Raw genomic sequence first — 3,666 nt, 5'->3', positions numbered from 1 at the left:
GTCTGGCCCTCGCGCACTCCGCGAGGGCCGGGCCGCTCGTCCGACGGGATCCGCCGGTGTCAGCCCGCGAGCACCTGGGTGCTCAGCGGCGTGCGGTTGCCGAATCGGTGGTTGGTGATCGAGATGGCCTGCTCATGGACGAAGGGCAGGATTTCGATCCGGCCCGCGGCCGTGACGGGGGCGTCCCACACCGCGAGGTCGATCGAACCGTCGAGGGCGCTCCGCAGGGCGTCGCCGTCCTCCCCGATGAGGCGGATCCTCTCGTCGAGCGCGATCCCCTTGCGCTTGAGGGAGGCTGCGAAGGACGCGGCGTCCTCGACCCCGTATTCGACTCCGTGAGCTTCGAGGAGGGCGAGGATCTCGGCGGGGAGGGGCGTCGCGCTCGAGACGCGCAGGGACATGGGGGCGTGGCCGCCGCCCGCGAAGGCCCGTTCGAAGGCTCCCGTCTCCGTCCGGCGGATGGCGCCGAGGGCGAGGCCGGCCGAGAGGACGCGGAGGAGGTCCTCGAGTGCGGCTGCGGCGCCCGCCCGGATCGTCACCGGGAGCGGGACGTAGCGCAGGAGGTTGCGCTCGGCGGGAACCCGGGACGGGTCATGGAGGACGTCGAACTCGCAGGCGAGGGCGGCGCAGTCCGAGGCGATCGCCGCGTCGAGCTTGCGCGATCCCTCTTCGTCGAGGAGGGCGCGGCCGATCCCGGCGAGCTCTTTGAGCTGCGGCTTCGTCGGCGTTCCGGCGGCCGAGGGCGTCGCCGGGGTGAAGGAGCCGAATCCGAAGAGGTAGTTCGGCCCGCCCGCCTTCGCGCCCTCGCCGACGACCGAGCGCTTCCAGCCGCCGAAGGGCTGGCGCTGCACGATGGCACCCGTGATCCCGCGGTTGACGTAGACGTTGCCCGCCTGGATCCCGTTGAGCCACTGGTTGATCTCGTCCGGGTCGAGGGAGTGCAGGCCCGCGGTGAGGCCGTACTCCGTGGCGTTCTGCGCCTCGATCGCCTCGTCGAGGGTGTCGACGCGCATGATGCCGAGGATCGGGCCGAAGTACTCGGTGAGGTGGTATTCGCTGCCGGGCTCGACGCCCGAGCGGATGCCCGGGCTCCACAGGCGGTTCGTGTCGTCGAGGCGGCGCGGCGCGATCTCCCACTTCTGCCCGGGCTCGAGGGTCGTGAGCCCCCTGAGGAGCTTGCCCGTGGGCTCGGCGGCGAGCGGTCCCATCTGGGCGGAGAGGTCATCGGCCCAGGCGACGTGGAGGGAGCGGACCGCATCGAGGAGCTGGTCGCGCACGCGCGTGGAGAAGCCGACGCTGCCGACGAGGATCACGTAGGACGCGGCCGAGCACTTCTGGCCGGCGTGCCCGAAGGCGGAGTTGACGACGTCCTTGACGGCGAGGTCGAGGTCGGCCGAGGGGGTGATGACGATGGCGTTCTTGCCCGAGGTCTCGGCCATGATCCGCATCGTCGGGTCCCAGGAGCGGAAGAGCTTCGCGGTGTCGGCGGCGCCGGTGAGGACGACGCGCTCGACGGCCCCGTGGGTGAGGAGGGCCTTGCCGAGGTCGTTCTCGGCGACGTCGACGAGGGCGAGGGCCTCCTTCGGGACTCCGGCGGCCCACAGGCACTCGGCGATGAGCGCGCCGCATCGCTTCGCCTGGGGCGCGGGCTTGAGGATGGCGGCGGAACCTGCGGCGAGGGCCGCGAGGACTCCGCCCGCGGGGATCGCGAGGGGGAAGTTCCACGGCGGCGTGACGAGGGTGAGGGCCACGGGGTGGAATTCGGCGCCGTCGATCCGCTCGAGTTCGAGGGCGGACTGGGCGTAGTAGTGGGCGAAGTCGGTGGCCTCGGATACTTCGACGTCGGCCTGCTCGAGGGACTTGCCGAGCTCGGATCCGGCGACCTCGATGAGATCGGCGCGGCGGCGCGCGAGTTCGACGCCGGCGCGGTGGAGGATCTCGGAGCGTTCGGCGGCGGACTTCGCGCCCCACTCCCGTCCGGCTTCGGCTGCGGCCGTCACCAGTGCGTCGAGGGTTTCGGCGTCTTCGACGAGGGCGGCCCCGATGGTGTCGACGCCGAGCGTGGAGGCGGGCACGCGGGCCGCGATCCCGCGCGCCCATTCGAGGTTCGCCGGGAGCGCCGGGTCGGAGTCGGGGGTGTTCGCGAAGGTCCAGGTCCCCTCCTCGTCTTTGAGGGCGGAGGCCAGGTCCTCGGGGGATTCCGCGAGGCGGTTCTGGTGGCGGGTCGGGCCGACGCGGGACTCGCCCTCGGCCCTCATCTGGTCGATGGCGGCGAGGAAGCGCGTGCGCTCCTTCTCGAAGGCGGCGGGGTCGGTTCCGATGTCGAAGATCGAGGCCATGAAGTTCTCGTCGGCGGAGTTCTCCTCGAGGCGGCGCACGAGGTAGGCGATCGCGACGTCGTACTCCTCGGGGTGGACGACGGGGACGTAGAGGAGGAGGTTTCCGACCTCTTCGCGCACGGCCGCCGCCTGCTGGGTCGCCATGCCCGAGAGCATCTCGAATTCGACTTCGGAGGTGACGCCGCGCTCCTTGGCGAGCTCCCATGCGCACGCGACGGTGAAGAGGTTGTGACCGGCGACGCCGAGGTTGACGTTCGCCGTGCGCTCGGGGCGCATCGCCCAGTCGAGGATGCGGACGTAGTTGGCGTCGGTCGCCTGCTTGGAGTCCCAGGTCGTGAGGTTCCATCCGCGGATCTGGGCTTCGACGCGTTCCATCGCGAGGTTCGCGCCCTTGACGACGCGGACCTTGATGGGGGCTCCGCCGCGCGCCCGGCGCGCTCCGGCCCATTCCTGGAGGTCCTTCATCGCGTCGAGGGTGTCGGGCAGGTAGGCCTGGAGGACGATGCCGGCGCGCAGGCCGAGGCAGTCCTCGCGGTCGAGGATCTTCTTGAAGACGTCGACGGTGAGGTGGAGGTCGTGGTACTCCTCCATGTCGAGGTTGATGAACTTGCCCCCGGCCTTGGCGGCGTACTGGTAGAGGGGGAGGAGCTGGCTGACGGCGTGCTCGACGACCTGCTCGTAGCCCCAGGGGTTGTGGGGGCCGGTGACGGCCGAGACTTTGAGGGAGACGTAGTCGACGTCGGGGCGCTCGAGGAGTCGGCGCGTGTCGTCGAGTCGCTTGCGCGCCTCCTTCTCGCCGAGGACCGCTTCGCCGAGGAGGTTCATGTTGAGGCGGGCGCCGCCGGCGCGGAGGCGCTCGATCGCGGGGCCGAGCTTCTCGTCGGTGACGTCGACGACGAGGTCGCCGACGAGGCGCGCGAAGACCTTGCGGGCCGCGGGGATCGCAAGGTCGGGGAGGAGGCGGCCGGCCTTCCCGCCGATGAGGGCGGGCGTGCGCAGGTACCAGGGGAGGAACTTGGGGTTCTTGTCGCCGAGCTCGCCGAGGTGGCGGGCCGCGACCCTGCGGTCCTCGGGCCGGATGACCCCGTCGACGAAGGAGACGGTGTAGTCGAGGCCGTCCTCGTCGTCGAGGACTCCCGCGAGGAGCTTCGCGGCGGGGTCGATCGGATGGTTCGTCGAGGCGCTCGCCCACCGGCGGGCGGTGTCGAGGGCGCGGTCGACGATCGTGGTGAAGTCGGTGCTGTCGGTCATTGCGTAGTTCCTTATGCGAGGTGCGGTCGGGGGTGGGCGCGCGGACAAGGTCCGGGCCCCGGCGCCCTGGGAGAAG

The 3,666-nt window shown here is 71.2% G+C and carries 1 protein-coding gene; it reads right to left on the bottom strand.

Going from position 1 to position 3,666, the window contains the following annotated elements; translation table 11 throughout:
• Window positions 1-59: 59 nt before the first annotated feature.
• Complete coding sequence (locus ACQY7V_RS01015; protein ID WP_428638495.1) at window positions 60-3,590, bottom strand: bifunctional proline dehydrogenase/L-glutamate gamma-semialdehyde dehydrogenase; 3,531 nt, start codon at window positions 3,588-3,590, stop codon at window positions 60-62.
• Between the last annotated feature and the right edge of the window lie 76 nt (window positions 3,591-3,666).

Source organism: Schaalia sp. (assembly GCF_050312375.1).
Taxonomy (GTDB): domain Bacteria; phylum Actinomycetota; class Actinomycetes; order Actinomycetales; family Actinomycetaceae; genus Pauljensenia; species Pauljensenia hyovaginalis.
Note: the sequence above shows the minus strand (reverse complement) of the source record. Positions and strands in the feature narration are given on the sequence as shown.

What these genes read in the sequence shown, in the direction of transcription:
- ACQY7V_RS01015 (WP_428638495.1), bottom strand. Translation starts at nt 3,590, where the DNA reads ATGACCGACAGCACCGACTTCACCACGATCGTCGACCGCGCCCTCGAC.